Here is a 359-nt window from a genome sequence, read left to right as displayed (position 1 = left end):
AGCACAGCTCCGGCCGTAACGACTGTCACCGATACCATCGATACCTCGACCGTCAAACTGACCGCCGATACATCGGTCGCTGAGGGCGGCACTGTGACTTACACCGCCACCGTTGGTGCGCCTGTGACTGGCTCGCCTGTGGTCGTGACTCTGGCCAACGGCCAGACCATCACCATCGGCGTCGGTCAGACTACCGGTACTGCAACCGCTGTTGCTGCGAACGATGCGCTGACCGGCAATGCTCCGATCACCAACTCGATCACTGGCGTGAGCGGTGGCAATTTCGAAGATCTGGTTGCAGACAAAACTCCGGTTTCGACTTCTGTCACCGACGTTGCCGACACTACCAATCTGTCGCT

The 359-nt window shown here is 59.1% G+C and carries 1 protein-coding gene; it reads left to right on the top strand.

Going from position 1 to position 359, the window contains the following annotated elements; translation table 11 throughout:
- On the top strand, positions 1-359 hold a 359-nt coding region (locus AAEZ10_RS27220), incomplete at both ends, for an immunoglobulin-like domain-containing protein (protein ID WP_350571781.1).

It is taken from the genome of Pseudomonas sp. H26/SER47-MNA-CIBAN-0231 (assembly GCF_040310465.1).
Classification (GTDB): Bacteria; Pseudomonadota; Gammaproteobacteria; order Pseudomonadales; family Pseudomonadaceae; genus Aquipseudomonas; species Aquipseudomonas atacamensis.
The sequence above is the reverse complement of the archived record's forward strand: the minus strand, read 5'-3'. Positions and strand labels throughout refer to the sequence as shown.